At 64.0% G+C, this 5444-nt stretch carries 5 protein-coding genes; all 5 read right to left on the bottom strand.

The annotated features are described in order from the left end of the window. The coding region (locus tag JWQ61_RS03580) for a xanthine dehydrogenase family protein molybdopterin-binding subunit (protein WP_304359304.1) at nt 1–686 on the bottom strand (686 nt) is incomplete at its 3' end. Further along, on the bottom strand, nt 683–1678 hold the full coding sequence (locus tag JWQ61_RS03575; protein ID WP_304359303.1) for a xanthine dehydrogenase family protein subunit M: 996 nt from the start codon (nt 1676–1678) through the stop codon (nt 683–685). The genes JWQ61_RS03580 and JWQ61_RS03575, both read right to left, overlap by 4 nt. After that, the gene (locus JWQ61_RS03570) at nt 1675–2364 is read right to left on the bottom strand and encodes a 2Fe-2S iron-sulfur cluster-binding protein (RefSeq protein WP_304359302.1); all 690 of its coding nucleotides are present in this window, start codon (nt 2362–2364) and stop codon (nt 1675–1677) included. The genes JWQ61_RS03575 and JWQ61_RS03570 overlap by 4 nt, the downstream gene beginning before the upstream one ends. 173 nt (nt 2365–2537) lie before the next feature. Continuing rightward, entirely contained in the window at nt 2538–4802 is a 2265-nt protein-coding gene (locus tag JWQ61_RS03565) for an ATP-dependent DNA helicase (protein WP_304359301.1), read from the bottom strand. Next, nucleotides 4799–5444, bottom strand: a 646-nt coding sequence (locus JWQ61_RS03560) for a VRR-NUC domain-containing protein (RefSeq protein ID WP_304359300.1), incomplete at its 5' end; no start/stop codon positions are given. The genes JWQ61_RS03565 and JWQ61_RS03560, both read right to left, overlap by 4 nt.

Genomic DNA, 5444 nt, shown 5'->3' with positions numbered 1-5444 from the left:
ACGCGGACGTTTTCCGGCGCGATGCCTAGCGTTTTGGCTACCGTGGTCCGTACGCCGGACACATACTGGGTCGAGTCGTACAGGGTCAGGCGGTCGCCGTCCCAGGCCGCCACGGTCGCGTGCGGCTCCATCGGGTTATGGTGCTCCATTGGCGTGGTATATACAGCCTCCACCAGCGCCGCCGCATTGCGCTTGCCGGATTCAATATCGCCGCGGCGGGTGTCGGCGGCTTCGTTCTTGGCTTTTTCCGGCTTGTACGGATTTTTTTTCGCATGCTCGAAATCAAGCTGGGCGGTTTCTTTTTTATAAGTGATGCGCAGGTTCTGTGCGGCCGCCTGTGCATGCTCCAGCGAATCCGCGACCACCAGCGCCACCGGCTGGTTGTTGTAATGGACGCGGTCGTCCTGCAACAGGTTCAAGACCCTGCCGGCTGGCGGTGAAGCGGCGCCCGCCATGCCGCCCGCCGGCAGCCGGGGCGCCGACATATGGGTCATGACCAGCAGTACGCCCGGCATTGCCGATGCGGCGGCGGAATCGATCGTCACCATGCGGCCGCTGGCGATCGTGCTCGGGACCAGCACCGCATGCGCCAGGCGCGGCAGCGGCTGTTCGGCGGAATAGCGCGCGGCGCCGGTAACCTTGGCATGGCCGTCGATGCGGCTGATGGCTTGACCTGTGCTGTTCATGTCGTTCCTCCCGCCAGCTCTGCGCTGCGCAAAGCCCGCATCACGGCGCGCCTGGCCAGTTCTATCTTGAATTCGTTGTGCGCATAAGCGCGTGCGCCCTGCACCGCCAGCCTGGCGGCGGCGGAGCGCGCCGCCTGGTCCAGCCGATGGCCGATCAAAGCGCTCTCTGCATCGAGCGAACGCCAGGGCTTGTGGGCGACGCCGCCCAGCACGACACGGGCGCTGTGCACCACGCCGTCAAGGATTTCCAGTGCGGCGGCCACCGACACCAGCGCAAACGCATAACTGGCGCGGTCACGAATCTTCAGATAATGGAAATGCGATGCGAACGGCGAAGCGGGCAAATCGACCGCGGTAATCAATTCCCCCGGCCGCAGCGTGGTGTCGAGCTGCGGCGCATTGCCCGGCAGCCGATGGAAATCGGCCATCGGGATGCTGCGTTCGCCCTGTACCCCGCGCACCCGCACCACGGCGTCCAGCGCGGCCAGAGCCACACTCATGTCGGACGGATTGACGGCGATGCAGTCCGCGCTGGCGCCGAGGATCGCATGGATCCGGTTCTGCCCCTCTTTTGCCGCACAGCCGGAACCCGGCAGGCGCTTGTTGCACATGTCGAAAGCGGTGTCGTAGAAATAATAGCAACGAGTCCGCTGCATCAGGTTGCCGCCTGCAGTGGCCATATTGCGCAACTGCGGCGAAGCGCCTGCCACCAGGGCCTGGCTCAGCAGCGGATAACGCTGGCGTATCAAGGGATGGTTGGCCGTGTCGCTGTTGCGCGCAAGGGCGCCGATACGCACGCCGCCATTCGGCAACTCGGCGATGTCGGCGAGCGCAAGGCGGGTAATGTCAACCAGCCGCAAAGGACGCTCGGCGCCGCCTTTCAGCAAGTCCAGCAGGTTGGTGCCGCCGCCGATGAATTTGGCGCCGGGTTGCGCCGCAAGCCGCAATGCATCGTCGATGCTGGCTGCGCGCTCATAGAAAAAAGAATTCATGACGGACTCCCGTCGTCGCCCGCAACCTGGCGGATTGCGGCGACGATGTTCTGGTAAGCGCCGCAGCGGCAGATATTGCCGCTCATGCGCTCGCGGATTTCTTCGTCAGACAGCAGCGGCGCCGCCTTGACATCGATGGTGACGGCGCTGACAGTGCGTTGGCGCAATTCATCGAGCATGGCTTTTGCCGAGCAGATCTGGCCAGGCGTGCAATAACCGCACTGGAGCGCGTCATGCTCGATAAACGCGGCCTGCAGCGGATGCAGATTGCCGTCTTGCGCCAGGCCTTCGATGGTTTCGATCTTTTTGCCTTCCTGCATGATGGCCAGCGTCAGGCAGGAATTGACGCGCCGGCCGTCGACCAGCACCGTGCACGCGCCGCACTGCCCGCGGTCGCAGCCTTTCTTGCTGCCGCTGAGCCCGATGATTTCTCGCAGCACGTCCAGCAGCGTGGTCCGTGGTTCGATCGACAACTGATGAAGCTTGCCATTGATATCCAGGGCGACGGCTTGCGCCGGAACCGTATAAGGCGTCAATGGCTGCTGGTCGTTTGCCATGGCTGGCTGTGCTCCGTAAGATGGCGCGGCGACTGCGGTGGCGGCCCAGGCTGCCGACTGCATGAAGTTGCGGCGCGAAATATTCGGCGGCGCAAGTCCGTCGCCCTTGCCTTCTGGCTTGTTAGGCATGATTGCCTCGCTTTTCCTTCGAAAGTATTGCGGCGCTCTGGTTCCGGGCAACCGTGATGGGGTTTTTTCGGCTGTGAATGTTAATCCTGTGAGCAGCGTTGCATCCGGTCTGTACGGAAGCTCACATAGCCGTGAGGCCGGATCGAAACGGGGAACAATCGCAAGCGGCGATTTCAGCCGGCCAGCTGCCACCATGCGGGCAGCAGCTGTCTGATTTCCTGCCGCGCAAACCGATCGTCGATCAGGTATACAACGCCGCGGTCCTGCTGGGTGCGGATCACCCGGCCGGCGGCCTGCACTACTTTCTGCAGGCCGGGATACAGGTAGGTGCAGTCGTAACCCTGGCCGAAAATTTTGTCCATCTGCAGCATGACCTGCTCATTGACAGGATTGATCTGCGGCAGCCCCAGGGTGGCGATGAAAGCACCGATCAGGCGCGCGCCGGGCAAGTCGATGCCCTCGGCGAACGCGCCGCCCAGCACGGCAAAACCGACGCCCTGCGAAGTTTCGGTAAAACGTGACAGGAAATGCTCCCGTTCCCGTTCATCCATGCGGCGCGCCTGCTGCCACAAAGGGATATCGGGATAACGCGAGGCGAACACGGCGGCGACTTTCTCCAGGTAGTCGTAGCTGCTGAAAAACGTCAGGTAGTTGCCTGGCTGCTCTGTGTACTGTTTGGCAATCAGTTCGGCGATCGGCGCCAGCGAACGGTCGCGATGCTGGAAACGGGTTGAAATGCCGGTCACCAGGCGCACCGACAACTGGTCGGCAGTGAACGGCGACGGCACATCGAGCCAGGCGGTGTTGTCCGGCAGGCCCAGCGTCTTGCTGTAAAAATGCCAGGGGCTGAGCGTGGCCGAGAACAGCGTCGTCGAATGGGCGGCGGCAAAGCGCGGCGCCAGAAACGTTGCCGGCACGATATTGCGCAGGCATAGCGTAGCGCCATGGCCGCCGTGGCCGCTATGACGAGTGATGTCGAACAGCGAGTGGCTGTCGAACAGCTCGGCGATGCGGGTGAAGTGCATGGCGTCGAAATAGAATTGCAGCAGGCGGCTGTCGATGGCGGCCGGATGCTCGGTCATGTAGTCGGTGATGTCCGCCACCGCCTGTTGCAGCGCCTGGATGAACGCATCCGGCAGTTCGGCGTAACGCTGGTACTCGCCTTCCTGCGCCTTGTACAGAGCGTTCCACTGGCGGTTGACGCGATCCAGCGCCCGCTTGAGCGCCGGCGGCGCAGTCTGCCGCACGCTCTTCAGGGCGGCTTGCTCCATGTCGGCCGAATACATCTTGCGCGCCCGCTCGATCATGTTGTGCGCTTCGTCGACCAGCACCCCTACCCGCCACTGGTTTGCGATGGTGAAGCCATACAGCATGGCGCTCAGGTCGAAGTAGTAGTTGTAGTCGCCGACGATCACGTCCGACCAGCGCACCAGGTCCTGGCTCAGGTAATAAGGACAGACGCCGTGTTCAGCAGCGATTTGGCGCAGGCTTTCCCGGTCCATCGCGCTGCTGGCGACGGCGGCGCTGCGCGCTTGCGGCAGGCGATCGTAAAAGCCCTGGGCCAGCGGACAGGATTCCCCGTGGCAGGCCTTGTCTGGATGTTCACATGCCTTGTCGCGCGCAACCAGTTCCAGTACCCGCAACGGCAATCCGGCCGCGCTTTGCTTGATGCGCGAGGTCGCTTCCAGCGCCAGCGCGCGCCCCGAGGTCTTGGCGGAAAGGAAAAATATCTTGTCCAGTCCCTGGCCCGGGCTGGCCTTGAGCAAGGGAAACAGGCTGCCGATGGTCTTGCCGATGCCGGTAGGCGCCTGGGCCAGCAGGCAGCGGCCGGCGCTGGCGCCCTTGTACACGGCTTCCGCCAGGGCGCGCTGGCCGGGGCGGAAATCGGCGTGCGGAAAACGCAAGGCGGTCAATTGCTCGTCACGCGCGGCGCGATGCGCCATTTCCTGTTGCGCCCAGGCCAGGAAGCGGCCGCACTGCTCTTCGAAAAATTGTTGCAGGCCGGCGGCAGTCGCATATTCGGTCAGCAGGGTTTCTTTCTGCCTGCCGATGTCGTAGTACACCAGCGCCAGCTGCAGTTCCGGCAGCTGGCGCGCCTGGCACAGCAAGTGGCCGTAGATGCGCACTTGCGCCCAGTGCAGATGGCGGTGGTTGTCCGGCATGCGCGCCAGGTCGCCGCGGTAGGTCTTGATTTCTTCCAGCCGGTTCAGAGCCGGATCGTAGCCGTCGGCGCGGCCGCGCACCAGCAGCGGTCCGCAGCGGCCGCTCAGGCTGATTTCCGTTTCATAGGCGGCAGTGCGGCGCGACGCCACCGTGGCGTGGCCGGCGATGCCTTCCAGCGCGGTCGGCGACGGCGTGAAGCGCAGGTCGAGGTCGCCCTGCTTGGCCGTGAACTCGCACAGCGCGCGGACCGCTACTACATAGGCGGGCTCGCTCACGCGCACTGCTCCGCCCACTGCACATAACAGACGGCGACCGGCATGCCGTGTTCGGCAAAATAGTTCAGCCAGCGGATCTGGTTATCCTGCAGGCGGTCGCCCGGGCCTTTGACTTCGATCATCTGGTAGCGTTTTTCCGCCGGCCAGAACTGGATCAGGTCCGGCAGGCCGGAACGGTTGGTCTTGATATCCTGCAGGATACGTTCGAAGCATTTCCGCAGGTGCAGCGGCGGCAGGCAATCGAGCGCCATCGCCAGCAACTGTTCATCGATAGCCTCCCAGAACACGAATGGCGACTGGATACCGGCCTTGGCGCGGAAGTTGCGCCAGATGGCCTGCTGGTAGCCGCCGTTGTCGAGCTGGGCGAAACCGGCGTCGAACTGCCTGGCGCGGCGCAGCCGGAAATCGGCGCTGTGCAGGTCGGCCGGGCCGCTCTGGAACGGATGGAAAAATGCGCCCGGGAGCGGTGTAAAAACGGCATCCCAGAACAGCAGGCCGAACAGCGAGTTGATCAGCGTGTTTTCGACATAGACCGCCGGCGCGTCGGCGCGCGACAGGTGGCTGGCGAGCACCGCTTCGACCGAGACGCCGGGCGCGGCCCGCTGCAGCGCCAGGTCGTGGCGGATGATGGGCGCAGCGGCG

Origin of the sequence: Collimonas fungivorans, assembly GCF_028292705.1 — a bacterium.
Lineage (GTDB): Bacteria > Pseudomonadota > Gammaproteobacteria > Burkholderiales > Burkholderiaceae_D > Collimonas > Collimonas fungivorans_B.
The sequence above is the reverse complement of the archived record's forward strand: the minus strand, read 5'-3'. Positions and strand labels throughout refer to the sequence as shown.